Source organism: Candidatus Njordibacter sp. Uisw_002 (assembly GCF_047730155.1).
In the GTDB taxonomy this organism is placed as follows: domain Bacteria; phylum Pseudomonadota; class Gammaproteobacteria; order Pseudomonadales; family Balneatricaceae; genus Njordibacter.
The window spans coordinates 345,585-361,419 of record NZ_CP159832.1; the positions used below are offsets into that span (position 1 = coordinate 345,585).

At 42.9% G+C, this 15,835-nt stretch carries 17 protein-coding genes; 10 read left to right on the plus strand and 7 right to left on the minus strand.

Annotation, left to right across the window (positions count from 1 at the left end; all coding sequences use genetic code 11):
- Positions 1–189 precede the first annotated feature (189 nt).
- The 5 genes from ABXT42_RS01660 to ABXT42_RS01680 all read left to right on the plus strand — a co-directional run bounded on the left by ABXT42_RS01660 (position 190) and on the right by ABXT42_RS01680 (position 3,830).
- Positions 190–762, plus strand: a complete 573-nt coding sequence (locus ABXT42_RS01660) for a DNA-3-methyladenine glycosylase I (protein WP_443628647.1) — start codon at positions 190–192, stop codon at positions 760–762.
- A 114-nt stretch (positions 763–876) separates the two neighbouring features.
- Entirely contained in the window at positions 877–1,665 is a 789-nt protein-coding gene (locus ABXT42_RS01665; RefSeq protein WP_443628648.1) for an alpha/beta hydrolase, read from the plus strand.
- 137 nt (positions 1,666–1,802) lie between these two features.
- Positions 1,803–2,162: a hypothetical protein gene (locus ABXT42_RS01670; protein ID WP_443628649.1), complete on the plus strand. Its 360-nt coding sequence runs from the start codon at positions 1,803–1,805 to the stop codon at positions 2,160–2,162.
- Between the two features lie 85 nt (positions 2,163–2,247).
- A complete protein-coding gene (locus ABXT42_RS01675) occupies positions 2,248–3,219 on the plus strand; it encodes a lysophospholipase (protein WP_443628650.1) in 972 nt (323 codons plus the stop codon).
- A 2-nt stretch (positions 3,220–3,221) separates the two neighbouring features.
- Positions 3,222–3,830, plus strand: a complete 609-nt coding sequence (locus ABXT42_RS01680) for a LysE family translocator (protein ID WP_443628651.1) — start codon at positions 3,222–3,224, stop codon at positions 3,828–3,830.
- Here ABXT42_RS01680 and ABXT42_RS01685 read toward each other — a convergent pair.
- The 7 genes from ABXT42_RS01685 to map all read right to left on the minus strand — a co-directional run bounded on the left by ABXT42_RS01685 (position 3,825) and on the right by map (position 11,361).
- Positions 3,825–4,646, minus strand: a complete 822-nt coding sequence (locus ABXT42_RS01685; protein ID WP_443628652.1) for a phytanoyl-CoA dioxygenase family protein — start codon at positions 4,644–4,646, stop codon at positions 3,825–3,827. The genes ABXT42_RS01680 and ABXT42_RS01685 overlap by 6 nt on opposite strands.
- A 10-nt stretch (positions 4,647–4,656) precedes the next feature.
- Complete coding sequence (locus tag ABXT42_RS01690; protein WP_443628653.1) at positions 4,657–5,043, minus strand: hypothetical protein; 387 nt, start codon at positions 5,041–5,043, stop codon at positions 4,657–4,659.
- A gap of 2 nt (positions 5,044–5,045) precedes the next feature.
- A complete protein-coding gene (dapE, locus tag ABXT42_RS01695; protein WP_443628654.1) occupies positions 5,046–6,200 on the minus strand; it encodes a succinyl-diaminopimelate desuccinylase in 1,155 nt (384 codons plus the stop codon).
- Between the two features lies 1 nt (position 6,201).
- Positions 6,202–7,239, minus strand: coding sequence for a DapH/DapD/GlmU-related protein (locus tag ABXT42_RS01700; RefSeq protein ID WP_443628655.1), 1,038 nt, complete (start codon positions 7,237–7,239; stop codon positions 6,202–6,204).
- 29 nt (positions 7,240–7,268) lie between these two features.
- Entirely contained in the window at positions 7,269–7,634 is a 366-nt protein-coding gene (locus ABXT42_RS01705; protein ID WP_443628656.1) for a Spx/MgsR family RNA polymerase-binding regulatory protein, read from the minus strand.
- 278 nt (positions 7,635–7,912) lie between these two features.
- On the minus strand, positions 7,913–10,591 hold the full coding sequence (glnD, locus tag ABXT42_RS01710; RefSeq protein WP_443628657.1) for a [protein-PII] uridylyltransferase: 2,679 nt from the start codon (positions 10,589–10,591) through the stop codon (positions 7,913–7,915).
- A complete protein-coding gene (map, locus tag ABXT42_RS01715) occupies positions 10,591–11,361 on the minus strand; it encodes a type I methionyl aminopeptidase (RefSeq protein WP_443628658.1) in 771 nt (256 codons plus the stop codon). The genes glnD and map overlap by 1 nt, the downstream gene beginning before the upstream one ends.
- Positions 11,362–11,807: 446 nt before the next feature.
- Between map and rpsB the strand changes: the two genes are divergently transcribed.
- From rpsB to uppS, 5 genes are all read left to right on the plus strand, one after another.
- Positions 11,808–12,554, plus strand: coding sequence for a 30S ribosomal protein S2 (gene rpsB / locus ABXT42_RS01720; protein ID WP_443628659.1), 747 nt, complete (start codon positions 11,808–11,810; stop codon positions 12,552–12,554).
- A 105-nt stretch (positions 12,555–12,659) separates the two neighbouring features.
- Entirely contained in the window at positions 12,660–13,520 is an 861-nt protein-coding gene (tsf, locus tag ABXT42_RS01725) for a translation elongation factor Ts (RefSeq protein WP_443628660.1), read from the plus strand.
- A gap of 186 nt (positions 13,521–13,706) precedes the next feature.
- Positions 13,707–14,459, plus strand: a complete 753-nt coding sequence (pyrH, locus tag ABXT42_RS01730; RefSeq protein ID WP_443628661.1) for a UMP kinase — start codon at positions 13,707–13,709, stop codon at positions 14,457–14,459.
- Position 14,460: 1 nt separating this feature from the next.
- Entirely contained in the window at positions 14,461–15,018 is a 558-nt protein-coding gene (gene frr / locus ABXT42_RS01735) for a ribosome recycling factor (protein ID WP_443628662.1), read from the plus strand.
- Positions 15,019–15,062: 44 nt separating this feature from the next.
- Positions 15,063–15,833 (plus strand): polyprenyl diphosphate synthase, encoded by a 771-nt coding sequence (gene uppS, locus ABXT42_RS01740; RefSeq protein ID WP_443628663.1) that lies wholly within the window; start codon positions 15,063–15,065, stop codon positions 15,831–15,833.
- Positions 15,834–15,835: the final 2 nt, after the last annotated feature.

A 15,835-nucleotide genomic window follows, 5' to 3' on the forward strand; every position in this document is an offset into this window, starting at 1 on the left:
GAGCTAATATGATAGCACAAATCGATTCTACATCCAGATGAACTGAGTTGTTAAATATGGCCCTTTTTAAGCGTGGACGTCTTCTTAAAAGACAAGTGAATATGATACAGCCTAAGACCTAATTTCTAGTGAAGCCTTATTAGCCGTGTGCTCGAAACCCATATATTACTTTAAAAATACGGATTACATATGTCTGAAATACACCTTAGTCGCTGCAGTTGGCCTACAAAAGATGAACAATATTTGGCATATCATGACCAAGAGTGGGGCCGGCCTGTGCATGATGACAAAAGATTGTTTGAGCAATTGGTGTTGGAAGGTGCTCAAGCTGGGTTATCCTGGATTACTATACTGAAGCGCAGGCACCACTATAAACGTGTTTTTTGTGAGTACAATGTAGTTAAACTTGCTCAATTTACGGATCAAGACATCGCTACAGCTTTGCTGGATAAAGGTATTATTCGTAATCGTTTGAAGGTCAATAGTGTGGTGAATAACGCTGCAAAGTTCATCGCTGTGCAGCAAGAATTTGGTAGTTTTGATGCCTATATATGGGGCTTTGTAGGAGGGGTGACTATTGTTAATAACTTTGAAACCAATGCTGATGTTCCTGCCCAAACGCAGCTTTCTAAAAAAATTGCTAAAGACCTAAAACGGCGTGGATTTAAGTTTGTTGGCCCCATTGGGATGTATGCCTATATGCAATCTATTGGTATGGTTAACGACCATATAAAGAGCTGTTTTTGTTATTCTAAATGCTAGTGAGGTGAGTATGAAACGTTTTGTTATCTGGGTGCTGGGTGTTTTTTATGCCTCATAATCACAGGCTTTTTATTAGTTACCTATCAGCAAGCAGATGACTTAGTACATTCTTCCTTGGACACTCGCACCCCTGCTAAATACCAACCTAATGACTTTGATTTAAAAGTTTCAGAAGTGGTGGTGTTTAACGCAGAGGGGCAAAAACTACATGGCTACTTTTCGCCCACAGCCAATGGTGCGTATGTCATGTTACAACACGGATTTAAAGCTAATCGTGGCCATATGTTAGAAGAGGCTAAAATATTACAAGATGCCGGTTTTGGTGTGTTGGTGACTAGTATTAGAGCGCATGACCTAAACGATGGGAATCAAATTACCTTTGGGGTAAAGGAAGTCCATGACATAGCAGCGTGGCACTCTTACTTGGTTAATGAGCAGGGTCTCAAAAAAGGCAAATTAGGTCTATTGGGTAATTCTATGGGGGCCGCTATTGCCCTTGAATACGCAGCGCTTAATCAGGATGTTGCAGCAGTCGTTGCTGTAAGCGCGTTTTCATCCCTACAAGATACAATCAACGTATCAGTAGAATACTTTACAGGCTTACCCGCCTTTCCATTTGCGCCGATGATTTCATATTGGGCACAAATTATACTCGGTATGGATGTGGAGCAAGTTAACGCCACTAAGGCAGCAGCTATGCTGTGCAATACGCCACTGCTCATTATGCAAGGTGGAGAAGATATTGTAGTGTTGGTGGAAAGTGGGCAGTGGATTTTTGATGCAGCGTGTGGCGACAAAGAGCTGTGGTTTGAAGAGCAGCTTGGCCATGCTAAGTTTGACACACAAAAGCCTGATGAGTTTAAGCGGCGGGTGGTTGCATTTTTTAACAATACCTTACTGTAATATTTCAGTTAACACTAAGAAGCGCCTTGCTCTTTCTGTATTAGTTTGACTCATGATTACCCCGAAACCTTCACCCAGCAAGGATTTAAAGGCTGTATTATAGTTTCATTGTTGAATTAATTTATGAATTTTTTTCTATGAGATTAGCCAGTAGTTTTTTGAACCGTGTTTCTTACGCCAGCGTCTACAAAGCTGCATCTGTATCAGCATTGCATTGCCCTGCCTGTGGTGTGTCCCAAGAAGACGAGCTTCAGTTACTCCAGCCTTGCATGCACCTGGCCTGTGTCTATGATCAAGAAGCGCAAGAATTCACATATAAAAGTGATGACTTTAAGCAACGTGAAGCATTATCAAACGAAGCTTTTACTGGCCAGTTAAGTACTAGGGCGTTGTCTAGATTGGGCTATGCTGATGAGCTTTTGGCACTAGAATTAACTCGTGCAGGATGTTGGAGTCATGAACTTTTTGCATTTAATTTTAATGTTCATGTTGATTAGGCTTTATTCGTAAGTATTTTATTTGCACACTTGTGTTGTTTGCTTTTTAATGGCCCCTATTGCTCAATTGCTATAGGTTGCACGGATGTTAAAAACCCCTCCCCAAATCGTCCAGGTTCAGTCTGAGGCGGATCAGATTGCTTTGTATGTTCGTCTTTGGCCAATAGAAGAGGCAAAAGGGTGGGTACATATAATGCATGGTATGAGTGAGCATGGTGGGCGCTATGACCATGTGGCTACAGAGCTTAATAATGCGGGTTTTAATGTCAGTGCAGATGATCAACGTGGCCATGGCCTCACGGGTAAAGAAACGGATAGCTTAGGCCATTTAGCTAACCATAATGGTTGGGAAAAATTGGTATCCGATCAAGCTGACATTATCACCTATCTTCAAAAGCAATGGCCGCAGCCTCTTATTATATTAGGTCATAGTATGGGGTCTTTTTTAGCTACAAAAGTAGTGCAGCGCTATGCTAATAAACTCTCTAACCAGCTACAAGGCGTAGTACTGTCAGCGTCTAACTACAGCGCTCCATGGTTTTATCGTATAGCTTGTGTAGCGGCTATGTTTGAAAGATGGCGTCATGGTTCGCTGGCTCAAAGTAAGCTACTTCAACAGTTATCTTTTGGTAGTTTTAATAATAATTTCAAACCTGTCCGCACGCCTAAAGACTGGATAAGTTCAGACCCAAAGGTTGTAGATGAATATCTGGCAGACCCTTTAGCAGGTCATGGCATTAGTAATCAGTTTTGGGTTGATTTTCTTGATGGTTTGTCCGACTTATCAGAGCCTGAATCTATGGCGCAAATACGTAATGAATTACCTATCTACTTATTTGCTGGGGATAAAGATCCTGTTGGTAAGCAGGGTCGTGGTGTGATTGCTTTGCAAAAGGCCCTGCAAAGAGCAGGTTCACAGATGGTCGAGTGTTGCTTATATAAAAACGGACGACATGAAATGCTCAACGAAATAAATAAACAACAAGTGCTTAACGATTTATTGGTTTGGTTACAACAGTGTTTGCAAGAGCCCTCACTGAAGACGATTAAGGACTAGATATGACCCTCACCACATGGTTTTCATTAGTAGCTATTTGCTGTTTAGGCGCAATGTCTCCTGGCCCAAGCTTGGCAGTAGTTTTGCGCCATACAGTGAGTAATGGACGTATACATGGCGTTATTACAGCCATAACTCATGCAATAGGAGTGGCTTTATGGGCTTTGCTAACGGTATGGGGTTTGGCTTTATTGGTGGTTGAGTGGCCTTTGATGTATAAGTTTTTGACTTATGCTGGTGCTGCTTATTTAATGTGGATGGGAATTAAAGCACTACGATCTAATGGGGCTGGGCCATTAAATGTGGTGCCTGTGGCAGCGCCTATTAGTGAAGCGGCTAGAGATGGCTTAATGGTGTCATTGCTTAACCCTAAGCTAGCATTCTTTTTTACTGCGCTGTTTTCACAATTTGTATCTGCTGAATTACTATTAGTTGATAAACTCATTATGACAGGTACCGCCTCAATTATAGACGCCCTTTGGTACATTATTGTAGCTGTAGCACTTTCTCATTCTAAGGTATTGGAAAAGCTTCAAAGGCGCTCAGCTCTTATTGATAAAATAAGTGGTGTAGTGCTGTTAGGTTTGGCACTACGTGTAGTCACACTATAGCGCTTTTAACGGTTGCAGCCAGTTATCTTCAGGGTAATCGCACGTATCGTCCACCAAGTGCAAGGTAAAGGCTTGGCGTGACTTACTAGAAGTGTTGGCGGCACTATAATGAGGCAATTGTCCGTGGAGAATAATGAGTGTGCCAGCAGGTACTTCTAGCAATGTTAGTGGCTCTTTTGTCCATGGAGTGTTGTCCAAAGATTCAAACTGGGTGTCGCCATTTTTTGTTATCTTAAAGCGTTGTTTAAGGGGGATTTTATGGCCTTGTGGCAAAGCTTGTAGGCACCCATTTTCGACTGTAGCATCTTCTAATGCTAGCCAAAATCCAACACAGCTTTTAGGTTGTGTGTACAAAAAAGTAGAATCTTGGTGAAGGCCTACTTCGCCACCAATGCCAGGTTGTTTAAAAATATGCATAGACTGCACAGCGCGGGGTTTAACTATCCCAAGCGCTTGGCCGATGCTTGCAAAGTCCAACTCTTTGACGATGTTCTTATAAACCGGATCTAACAGGTGTTGAGCATGGCCTATTTTATTGATGGACTGCTGTTTGGGTACAGTAAAATGACCATCCTTATCAATGGCTTTCTCTTCAAAGAAAAAGCTAATATTACTAGCTGACTTTAAAAAGTAATCATCACTAGAGCGTTCTTGTTCGTCAGTGGTAAAAATAGAAGGCTTGGCTTGTGGCTCAAATGCGTCAATCAACTGGGCTGCACGTTGCATCAATACTTGGCGTTGGGTAAAAGAAACAAAGTCCTTGATAACAAGGTAACCTTGCTGATTGTAGTCTTCTAGTTGCTTTGGGCTGAGCATAGTCAATGTCCTATAACCAATCAATAATTTCTTCACCATTTTCATCAATGTGTAACCATTGATCAGGAGAGTCACCTTCTTGCCAGCCAGAAACAACACAGCGTACTGCTGATTTTAAGTGCGAAAAAGCTGCTTGAGCACATGCTTTATCACTAGTCCATGGAGTGTTTTTAGTATTGAACCAAATGCTACTAAAGTTGCTTTGAACTTTATTAAGCACGATGATCTCGAACTCTTTTTGCTGGCCTTCGGCCGAATCAGCAAAGGTAGCCCAGTAAGCTTGGCGTTTTGGATTGGAGCTCTGTACATCTAAGCTTGCGGTCACAGTTTCCAACCACGCCTTAATGGCATCTGGGCTCACAGACTTGATATAAATTTCGATGTCACTTTGAATCATAACTAAAGTTCCTTAGTCATTAGGCGAGTGAGAATGTCTAGATAAACCTGCGTCAATTGTTCTAGATCGCTCACTTTTACGCATTCGTTAAGTTGATGGATAGTTGCGTTGCAAGGCCCTAGCTCTACTACTTGAGCTCCAGTAGGTGCGATAAAACGACCATCAGAGGTGCCTCCAGCTGTAGACAACTGAGTGTCTGTTCCAGTGACTGCCTTAATAGCATGGCGACAGGCATCAACCAAAGCGCCAGAACTTGTTAAGAAAGGCAAACCGTTATAAGTCCACTGAATGTCATAATCTAAATTATGCTCATTAAGAATGGTTTCTACCTTTGATGTAAGGTCAGAAGCTGTTAGTTGTGTGGAATAGCGAAAATTACACATCACCTCAACATGGCCAGGCACCACGTTAGAGGCTCCAGTGCCACCATTAATGTTAGCGATTTGAAAGCTTGTAGGAGGGAAAAAATCATTACCCTCATCCCAAGTAGTTGACACTAGCTGCGCTAGGGCTGGTGCCACTTTGTGAATAGGGTTGATCACTAAATGTGGGTAGGCCACATGACCTTGAATGCCTTTAGCTGTGATTAAGGCTGTTAAAGAACCGCGGCGCCCATTTTTGATAACATCGCCTAGGGTGGTAGTAGAGGAAGGTTCGCCTACAATACACCAGTCCATTTTCTCTCCACGGGCCTCTAAGGTATCTATTACTCGTGTTGTGCCATCTACAAAAGGTCCTTCTTCATCACTGGTAATTAGAAGGGCCAGACTTCCTTTATGATCTGGGTGCAGGGCGATAAATGTTTCAAGGGCAACCACCCATGAAGCCAAACTGCCTTTCATGTCTGCCGCACCACGGCCATAAAGAAAGCCGTTTTTAATCGTGGGTTCAAATGGTGGTGTGTGCCATTGATCAACAGGGCCGCTAGGCACTACATCGGTATGGCCTGCAAAGGCCAGCACTGGCTTATCGGAGCCTCGGCGAGCCCAAAAATTGTCTACTGCGCCAAAACGCATGCGCTCTATAGTAAAGCCAATCGCCTCAAGACGAGCGATCATCAATTCTTGGCAACCTTTATCTGTGGGAGTGACAGAGGCGCGTCCCATCAGATCTTGGGCCAAAGCAATGGTAGGTGATAAAGGCATGATTTGGGTCATCTTAGTTGTTGCTGTGTAAATCAGAGTTAAGCTCTACAAGAGTGCCATTAGGCTTAACTTCGATACGGCCATTTAGTGAGTTTCGACGAAACAGTAGGTCTGGTTTACCCGCTAGAGTAGCAGCCTTTACGGTGTCTACTAATTCATTATTTCTATCTAATAAGGCTACCTTTGATCCCCCAGTAATGTATAAACCTGCTTCGATGATACAACGATCACCGATGGGAATGCCCATGCCTGCGTTAGCACCAATTAAGCTATCTTCGCCAACAGAGTTAACGATTTTACCACCACCTGATAAGGTGCCCATAGTTGAGCAGCCACCACCTAAGTCACTGTTATGGCCAACGGTCACACCTGCCGAAATACGACCTTCTATCATTCCATGGCCCAAAGTACCGGCGTTAAAGTTAATAAAGCCTTCGTGCATTACGGTGGTACCTTCAGCTACATGAGCGCCTAAGCGAACGCGTGATGCGTCACCAATGCGAATGCCTTTAGGCACAGCATAATCAGTCATACGTGGAAATTTATCTACAGCGTTAACGTGCAACCACTGCCCGCGGAGGCGAGCATCCATCTGACGTTGGGTTAAATCTTCAATGGCTACAGCGCCTTCGTTGGTCCAAGCGACATTGGGTAAAAGACCAAAAATACCATTAAGGTCCATTGTGTTAGGTCGTTTTTGGCCGGTGGATAGCAGCTGAAGCTTAAGGTACACTTCAGGGGTAGTTTGTGGGCCTGTATCCGTCTCTAGTAATGTAATCACCATAGGCTGGCCTTTATCAGCAGACTGAGTAAGCCATTTAGCTTGGTCTGTTTCGCCACCAGCACTAAATTTTTGCCCAAGCTGGTTGGCTTGTTCGGCATCAATTTCTATGGCGTGGTTACCTGTGGCTACATGGCTACCTAAAACGCTAGAAAGAGCTGCAACTAAGCCTGCACTTGGGTTTAAGATAGGCTGTGGATAGAACACCTCTAACCAATCTCCTTGGGTAGATTGGCTTCCAATACCAAATGCAAAACTAAAATGGCTCATGTAACTCTCCAATAAATAGTGGGTAAAACTTATAGTTTAAAAATAGTAGCGTATTGTTCGGGTTTAAACCCTAAAAATGCGTCAATTTGGGTCGCATTTTGCACGACTAACAAGGGTCGTTTAACCATACTAGGGTTGTCGTGTAGCAGAGCGAATACGTTTGTTTCGTTTACACTGATTTGCACTTCTTCTGGCAATTTACGCCAAGTACTGCCTCGCTTATTCAGTAACTCTTCCCAACCCAGTATCAAGCTCCACTCTCGCAACTCTTCCAAAGATGGAGGTTGTTTTTTATAGTCCCTAAAACTGAACTCAATACCTTGGGCTAGGAGCCATTTTTTGGCTTTTTTAATAGTGTCGCAATTGCTTATGCCGTGCATTAATACGTGATTCACAGGAGTGTCCAAAAAAATTTTAGATGCTTATTGGAAGGGTTAAGGATGTCCCTAAAAAACAAAGGTTAAATAATACCAGAAATCAGGATCGATGGGTTATTCAGGGGTAAAGTAAAAATATTATCATAATATGTTAGCAGTTTGAGCCTAGCTATTATGACATTTTTAAGAAGGTTGTGGTTTTTAGCACGACCAACATAGGTTTTATAAAGTAGCAGCATGAGCAATAGTAATGAAGAAATGACCATGTCACTGATGCATTTAATATCATTGGGGCTTTATAAGTTACTCAAGGCATGGCATAGGTTAGTTTCAATAGTATTTAGTAAGCTCTTGTCAGTAATTCGTTCGCCATTACTTAGGGTAATAAAAAACACATCCTCTACTTGGCCACCGATAGATTGAATTTTGGCTTTTTGAATGCTTATGTCCAAATGCATAAATACCAAACCTACTTGAGCCAACAGCCCAGGCCTGTCGCCACTAGATAATTCTAATCGTGTCCAACTGTGACCTTCTGGATTGCTCAGACTAACAGTGGCGAGTTGGTTGAAGAGCTTGTGGGTTCTGGGCTGGCGTTGTTGAACGATGTATGCAAAATCGTCTGGGTATTTTAATGCGTGTGTAAGGCGCTGTTGCAGCTGTTCTAAAAGAGCAGGCGTTTGGTTAATTGTATTACCATCAGCGTTTAGAACTACAAAAGTATCCATGCTGTAACCATCTTCAGTGGTGATGATGCGAGCATCTTGTATGTCTAGATTTAGGTGGCCAAGAATGGCGCAAAGAGCTGCAAATAGATTGGCCTTGTCCTTGGTATAAACAAATACCTGTGTGCCACCCTCAAATGCGCTAAAAGACGTTTCACTCAGGGCAACTAAAGGGCCATCAACTTGATGGTTTAAAATAGTACGAGTATGCCAGGCAATGGTTTTAGCATTTTCACGAATAAAGTAGTCATTCCCTAAGTTTTTCCATAAACGCATCACTGAAGCAGGGTTAAAGCGTTGCTCTTGCAACAGTTTTCGGGCGTCAGTCTGAGTTTGTTCAATCAAAGCCTGATGGTCTACTGGCACATCAAGGCCCAGGCGTAATACTCGGTTTGTAGCTGTATAAAGTTGTCGTAGCAAAGAAGCGCGCCAGTTATTCCACAACGCTGGATTGGTCGCATTGATGTCACAAACGGTGAGCACATATAGATAATTCAAATGTAACTCGTCGCCCATTTTTGTGGCGAATTCATGAATAATATCTGGGTTACCAATGTCACGCTTTTGAGCGGTCATAGACATTAATAAGTGATTACGCACTAACCAGCTAACCAGCTCAGTATCCCACTTTCCTAGCTGGTGTTGTTTGCAAAATTCTCGTACTTCTTCTGCCCCAACTACACTGTGGTCACGGCCACTACCCTTACCAATATCATGGTAGAGGCCAGCAATATAGAGCAGTTCAATTTTGGGAAGCTCATGCACGAGTCGAGCTGCCACAGGGAAGCGTTCCCGCTCCTTTGGCAGTAGTAGCTCGCGCATTTTTTTCACTACTTTCATTGTGTGAGCGTCAACAGTATAGATGTGATAGAGGTCGTGTTGCATCCGCCCAACAATTTTATTAAAGCTGGGTAAATAATCCCCTAGGACTCCTTGACGTTGCATTTCCAATAGGGTGTGTGACATACGCTCAGGAGAGCGTAACAGCTCCATAAACAAACTATTGACCCGGATATCGCGGCGATATTTATCGTCTATTAGGTATCTGTGGGCTTGGATTAAACGCTTGCACTCGGCTCCAATGGCATGGCACTTTGGGTGTTGCGCTAAAATCACAAAGGCTTCGATAATGGAAAATGGCTGTCGCAAAAACACACTTGGATAGCAGGCTTGTAATCGACCATTGCGTAGCTCAAAACGCCGACTGATAGAAATAACCACGTCTTCATCATGTGTGTGTAAGATAGCTTGATCAAATAACTGTAGCAATGTTTGGTTAAGCTCGGCTATGTGCATTGCTGTGCGATAATAGCGATGCATAAACTGCTCAACAGCTAGGGTGTCATCATTATCTTCATAGCCAAAAAAAGCAGCTAACTTACGTTGATGATCAAACAGCAATCGGTCTTCTGGTCGTTTGGCAATTAAATGCAGGGCATAACGTATGGTCCAAAGGTAATTTGTGCTTTCTTTAAGCGTATCTAGCTCGTCTTGGCTAAGATAGTCGTGGCTAGAAAGTTGCGCCATATTACTTAGGCCAAAGTGACGCTTACCTATCCAACCAATAGTTTGGATGTCACGCAAGCCTCCTGAAGAGTTCTTTATATTTGGTTCTAGGTTGTATTCCGTTTCGTTGGTGCGCAAGTGCCGTTGTTGCTGAGTTTTAACGCGAGCTTTATAGAAAGCTTCATCGCTCCAGGCTTTGTCTGAAATAACCCAATCAAACGCTTTTTTTCGTAAGCCAGCTGTGCCAATAATGGTGTGAGACTCAAGCAGGCTTGTGGCAATAGTAATGTCACCTTTAGCTTGTTTGCAACAATCCTCTAGGGTGCGCACACTTGAGCCAATTTGTAGGCCTAAATCCCAAATAAACGTAATAAACTCTTGGGTACTTTTGTGCCAAAGCGATTCGGAAACATCATCGCCTATAAGAATAAGTAGATCAATGTCTGATTGTGGGTGCAGTTCCTTACGCCCATAGCCACCTACAGCCACCAGTGCTGCTTCATCGGGCCAAGAATACTGTTGCCAAGCCAAGCGAAGTATCTGATCTACTAACCATGCACGAGCATGGATTAGCTCATAAATACGAGTTTCTTTGTGTTCGTTAAATAACTCATCCAGCTGATCTTGCCCGTTTTCCAGAGCTGTTTTTAGTACTTTGGCACAAGGCTTCCTGGCAAACTGCTGTTGCAGTTGCTCATGGTTAATGAGTTGGTCTTGTAGTAACTGACTAACCAGTGATGTCATTAAGCTATTTCTTCTTGACGGATAGTGAGGTTCTCGTAGCCATCAGCGGTGACCAAAATTGTATGTTCAAATTGCGCTGATAAACGTTTATCTACTGTGGTTACGGTCCAGCCATCTTTTTTGTTGAGTTTTACGTGGCGTTTGCCAGCATTGAGCATAGGTTCAATGGTAAAAATCATGCCTTCTTTAAGCTCAACCCCAGTGTTGGGTGTGCCATAGTGAAGTACTTGAGGGTCTTCATGGAAACCAGCCCCAATGCCGTGGCCACAATATTCTTGAACAATAGAATAATGATTAGACTCAGCGTGCACTTGAATCACATGACCAATATCGCCTAATCGAGCGCCTGGTTTTACGAGCGCTATACCTTTATATAGGCATTCTTGAGTAATGGCGACCAGACGTTGCGCATGAGGGGCAACTTCACCCACTGCAAACATCCGGCTCGTATCCCCATGATAGCCATCTTTAATAACGGTAATATCAATGTTGATTAAATCGCCTTGTTTAAGTGGCTTATCGTTAGGTATGCCATGACACACTACCTGATTAACAGAAGTGCAAATAGACTTAGGAAATCCGTGGTAATTTAATGGAGCGGGAATGGCTTTTTGCACATCAACAATATAGTCGTGACAAATTTGATCTAGCTCATTGGTAGTCACACCCACTTGCACATAATCGTGGATCATCTCCAATACTTGCGCAGCCAAACTTCCAGCAACGCGCATTTTTTGAATTTCAATAGCGTCTTTAATCAATATATTCATGTGTTTCTCAAAGATTAATGTGCCTGCAGCGGCGAGTCTTAATGGTTAACTATCTTTGTAACAATTATATCAGACATCTTCAACCCCATGGCTTTCATGTTAATTATTTTCTTTTGAGGTTGGTAGGTTAATCTTTATGAGGTGACCTAGGGGGTGAGGATTGCATTATCTGATGGAAAAACGTTAATGCTCACGATTAGTTTTGATATTCATTGCTGTTTATGGTATAAATTGCGCGCCCAAATTCGTTCTGTTCTTTTGTACAAACAAAAGATAGGTGTGTTTGGAGCTTAACTATAACGTCACACATAAACCGGCACATGGTTCTGGGTGTTGGGGGTCTGCTTTAAGGCTTCTGATCGAACTGTGGTTCTTGTTGTTCTTTTGTTGAAAAAGACGCAGGGCGAGGGTTTATGGAGGCCTAACCCATACAAAAGGAAATTTAAATGACTAAAGTAAGTATGCGTGACCTGCTTAAAGCCGGCGCCCACTTCGGCCACCAAACTCGTTACTGGAACCCAAAAATGGGTCAGTATATCTTTGGTGCTCGTAATAAAATCCATATCATCAACCTAGACCAAACCTTGCCAGCGTTGAACGAAGCACTTGCTATCGTTGAAAACATGGCTGCCAACAAAAACAAAGTATTGTTTGTTGGTACTAAGCGTGCGGCAGGTAAGTTGATTAAAGAACATGCTAGTCGTGTTGGTATGCCTTACGTTAACCACCGTTGGTTAGGTGGCATGTTGACTAACTACAAAACTATTCGTCAGTCCATTAGCCGTTTCCGCACCTTAGAAACGCAGTTTAACGATGGCACTTCTGAGCAGTTGACTAAGAAAGAAGCGTTGATGCGTCAGCGTGAGATGGAAAAACTTGAGCGCGCTATTGGCGGCATCAAGGATATGGGCGGTCTTCCTGACGCATTGTTTGTTGTAGACGTTGAACATGAGCGTATTGCAATCAACGAAGCTAACAAGTTGGGCATCCCAGTTATCGGTATCGTTGATACTAACAGCAACCCAGACGGCATTGATTATGTAATCCCTGCTAACGATGACGCTTTGCGCGCTATCGAAATCTATGTTTCTGCAATGGCTGATGCTTGTGCTTCTGGCAAAGACGACGGCACTGCAGTTGCTGGCGAATTTGTAGAAGTTGCTGAAGAAGCAATCGAAGCCGCCGCCGAGTAAGCCTAAACCTTCGGTTTAGCTAGGTGGATATACAAAAGGGAGCTTGGCTCCCTTTTTTTAACAACGCCCAAGGCGGCGTTGAGAACCCAAATTGAGGATTTTCTAATGGCTGCAATTACTGCATCTATGGTTAAAGAATTGCGTGAGCGTACTAGCTTGGGCATGATGGATTGTAAAAAAGCTCTTGTCGCTTCTGAAGGTAATATTGAGCAAGCAATCGAAGACTTACGTAAATCTAGTGGCCTTAAAGCTGCAAAGAAAGCTGGTCGTACTGCTGCTGAAGGCGTTGTGCTTGCAAAAGTTGCTGACGATAATTCGTATGGCGTATTGGTTGAAGTGAACTCAGAAACAGACTTTGCCGCTCGTGATGAAGGCTTTTTAGCTTTTGCTGCCAAGGTAACTGACGCTGCGTTTGCAGCTAAGCAAGATGATATGGCTGTATTAATGCAGGGTGAACTATCTGATGCCCGTGAAGCCCTAGTGCAGAAAATTGGCGAAAACATTACTCCTCGTCGCATTGTGATGCTTGAAGGCGCTAATGTAGGCGCTTATGTGCACAGCAACAAAAAAATTGCTACGTTGATCTCGCTAACTGATGGCGATAATGAGCTTGCTAAAGACATTTCTATGCATGTTACAGCGACTAATCCGCGTGTTATTAGTCGTGATGATATGACTGCTGAAGAAGTTAATAAAGAAAAGGACATTATTAAAGCTCAGCCAGATATGGCCGGCAAGCCAGATGCTATCGTTGACAAAATGATGATGGGCCGAATCAACAAGTTTTTAGCTGAAAATAGCTTGACTGAGCAGCAATTTGTTAAGAATCCTGATCAGAAAATTAGTGATTTACTAGCCGTCACTGGAGCTTCTATTACTGCGTTCCATCGCTTAGAAGTAGGTGATGGTATTGAGGTTGAAGTTGTGGACTTTGCCGCTGAAGTGGCACAGCAGCTAAAGGGTTAAGTCTTATTAACCTACTTGAGGCGTCGCCATGGTGATTAAGTCACTGTGGTGGCGTTTTTTTTTGACTTAAGCTCGGCCGCAACTTGCCCTTGAGCTGTTAATAAGTCACTATCTTATTGTTAAGTCAGCGTTATATATTAAAACTAATAGTAACGCTGTTGCAGATTACTGTTTTGGAGAAAACAAATGCCAATTTCGGATAAACGCCAACCTCGCTATAAGCGTATTTTACTCAAGCTTAGTGGCGAAGCATTAATGGGCAGCGAAAATTTCGGTATTGATCCTAAAGTGTTAGATCGCATGGCCTTAGAAATAGGTCAGCTAGTGGGCATTGGAGTACAGGTAGGTTTAGTGATCGGTGGTGGAAACTTATTCCGTGGTGCGGCCCTTAGTGAGGCTGGCATGGATCGTGTCACTGGTGATCATATGGGGATGCTGGCTACGGTAATGAATGCCTTGGCAATGCGAGACGCTCTAGAGCGCTCTAATATTACTACTAGAGTGATGTCAGCGATTCCAATGAGCGGCGTAGTGGATCACTATGATCGTCGTAATGCTATGTTGTATTTGTCTCAAGGCAATGTTGTAATTTTTTCTGCTGGTACAGGAAATCCATTTTTCACTACAGACTCGGCAGCTTCATTGCGCGGAATAGAAATTGAAGCTGATGTAGTGCTTAAAGCCACCAAGGTGGATGGTGTATATGATTCGGACCCAGTAAAAAATCCAAATGCAGTAAAATATGACTATATGACATTTGATGAAGCTATAGAAAAGCAGCTGGGTATTATGGATCTTACAGCGATGTGTTTGTGTCGTGATCAAGAAATGCCAGTAAGAGTATTTAATATGAATAAGCCAGGAGCTTTAGTTAATCTAGTAGTTGGTGGACATGAAGGCACCTTAGTGAATGTGACATTGCCTGCGGGCGGAGAATAAAATGATTAATGAAATTCAGCAAGATGCTAATGAACGCATGGATAAAAGTATTGCAGCTCTTAGTGAAGCCTTTAAGCGTATTCGCACAGGACGGGCACATCCAAGCATTTTAGACAGTGTTATGGTTTCTTATTACGGTAGTGATACGCCACTTAACCAGTTAGCAAACATCTCTGTTGAAGACGGCCGCTGCTTAGCAGTTTCTCCTTGGGAGAAACCTATGGTGCCAGAGATAGAAAAAGCAATCATGAAGGCTAATTTAGGCCTTAATCCATCTACATCTGGTGATTTGATTCGAGTCCCTATGCCAGCGCTAACAGAAGAAACTCGTAAAAGCTTCATTCGAGGCGCCCGAGAAGAGGCTGAAAAAGCTCGTGTTTCTGTTCGTAGTATTCGCCGTGATGCTAACAGTGACATTAAAGAGCTTTTGAAAGATAAGGATATTTCAGAAGACGATGCACGCCGTGGCGAAGACATGGTTCAAAAAGTAACAGATGTTCATGTAGCTACTATTGAAACGGCTTTATTGTCTAAAGAAAAGGATTTGATGGAGGTTTAACCTGCATCATTATTTCTGTTAAGGCTCACATTAAGGATTAATGTATGATCGACCCACGCGAAGCTATTCTTGCACACAAGCTAGAAACATTGCCTGAGCATGTTGCTATTATCATGGATGGTAATAATCGCTGGGCCACTCGTCACAACCTCTCTGGTGTGGCGGGCCATAAGGCGGGTGTTGATGCAGTAAAGGCGGCGATTGAAACTGCTGTGCATTATGGTATTCCAGCCTTAACGTTATTTGCGTTTAGTAGTGAAAACTGGCGTAGGCCAGAACTTGAAGTTAAGGCGTTGATGGATCTATTTGTCTATGTGTTAAAACGAGAAGTGAATAAGCTACATGATAATAATATTCGCCTACGTATTATTGGTGATACCGATAGGTTGAGCCTTGAGTTACAAAAACTGATAGATTTAGCTGAACAAAAAACGATAAATAATACTGGATTACAACTTAGTATTGCTGCTAATTACGGTGGCCGGTGGGATATTTTGGAAGCAGCTAAAAAAATGGCTGAAGATATTAAAGTAAGTGGTAAGGAAGCTGGGCTAGTTAGTGAGGATGATTTTGAAAAATACCTGTGTTTAGGGGACTTGCCTGCCGTTGATTTATGCATACGCACCAGTGGTGAGCAGCGCATAAGCAATTTTTTACTGTGGCAAATGGCCTACGCCGAATTTGTATTTGTAGACACTCTTTGGCCAGAATTTAAACACCAAAAAATGGTGGAAACATTAGTTCAATTTGGCCAAAGAAAAAGGAGATTCGGTCAAACTGGTGCACAATTAATACAACAAAAATCAGAAGCTTAGCC

Bases quoted from the DNA above. Each gene is read 5' to 3' on its own strand.
- uppS (WP_443628663.1), top strand. From the start codon at position 15,063: ATGATCGACCCACGCGAAGCTATTCTTGCACACAAGCTAGAAACATTG.
- ABXT42_RS01680 (WP_443628651.1), top strand. From the start codon at position 3,222: ATGACCCTCACCACATGGTTTTCATTAGTAGCTATTTGCTGTTTAGGC.
- dapE (WP_443628654.1), bottom strand. From the start codon at position 6,200: ATGACCCAAATCATGCCTTTATCACCTACCATTGCTTTGGCCCAAGAT.
- ABXT42_RS01685 (WP_443628652.1), bottom strand. From the start codon at position 4,646: ATGCTCAGCCCAAAGCAACTAGAAGACTACAATCAGCAAGGTTACCTT.
- glnD (WP_443628657.1), bottom strand. From the start codon at position 10,591: ATGACATCACTGGTTAGTCAGTTACTACAAGACCAACTCATTAACCAT.
- ABXT42_RS01670 (WP_443628649.1), top strand. From the start codon at position 1,803: ATGAGATTAGCCAGTAGTTTTTTGAACCGTGTTTCTTACGCCAGCGTC.
- map (WP_443628658.1), bottom strand. From the start codon at position 11,361: ATGAATATATTGATTAAAGACGCTATTGAAATTCAAAAAATGCGCGTT.
- pyrH (WP_443628661.1), top strand. From the start codon at position 13,707: ATGCCAATTTCGGATAAACGCCAACCTCGCTATAAGCGTATTTTACTC.
- ABXT42_RS01700 (WP_443628655.1), bottom strand. From the start codon at position 7,239: ATGAGCCATTTTAGTTTTGCATTTGGTATTGGAAGCCAATCTACCCAA.
- rpsB (WP_443628659.1), top strand. From the start codon at position 11,808: ATGACTAAAGTAAGTATGCGTGACCTGCTTAAAGCCGGCGCCCACTTC.
- ABXT42_RS01690 (WP_443628653.1), bottom strand. From the start codon at position 5,043: ATGATTCAAAGTGACATCGAAATTTATATCAAGTCTGTGAGCCCAGAT.
- ABXT42_RS01675 (WP_443628650.1), top strand. From the start codon at position 2,248: ATGTTAAAAACCCCTCCCCAAATCGTCCAGGTTCAGTCTGAGGCGGAT.
- tsf (WP_443628660.1), top strand. From the start codon at position 12,660: ATGGCTGCAATTACTGCATCTATGGTTAAAGAATTGCGTGAGCGTACT.
- frr (WP_443628662.1), top strand. From the start codon at position 14,461: ATGATTAATGAAATTCAGCAAGATGCTAATGAACGCATGGATAAAAGT.
- ABXT42_RS01660 (WP_443628647.1), top strand. From the start codon at position 190: ATGTCTGAAATACACCTTAGTCGCTGCAGTTGGCCTACAAAAGATGAA.